This is a genomic window from Pseudomonas sp. SIMBA_041, from assembly GCF_046535095.1.
Lineage (GTDB): Bacteria > Pseudomonadota > Gammaproteobacteria > Pseudomonadales > Pseudomonadaceae > Aquipseudomonas > Aquipseudomonas mucoides.
Genome location: NZ_JAWRXJ010000532.1, coordinates 1 through 258, shown reverse-complemented (window position 1 = coordinate 258; position 258 = coordinate 1). Strand labels below are relative to the sequence as shown.

Below are 258 nucleotides of genomic sequence, written 5' to 3'. Positions count from 1 at the left end.
GGTTCCAGCTCCGGCAGAACGAAGCGTCCATCTTTGCGGACCAGCCGATCATCAAACCAGATTTCCCCTCCGCCGTACTCCGGTCGTTGGATCATGACCATATCCCAGTGAATGTTGGAATTGTTTCCGTTCGAAGCATCGTCATAGCATTGTCCTGGTGTGAAATGGAAGCTGCCATCAATTTTTTCGTCGAACAAAATGTCCTTCATCGGTTCTCGTATGAAAGGATTTACGCCGATCGCAAACTCGCCAATATAC

1 pseudogene is annotated in these 258 nt (G+C 48.8%); it reads right to left on the bottom strand.

Annotated features, from left to right (window positions below):
- Positions 1 to 209, bottom strand: a pseudogene (locus SB725_RS32230) (aminopeptidase); the annotation flags it as partial.
- Positions 210 to 258 lie beyond the last annotated feature (49 nt).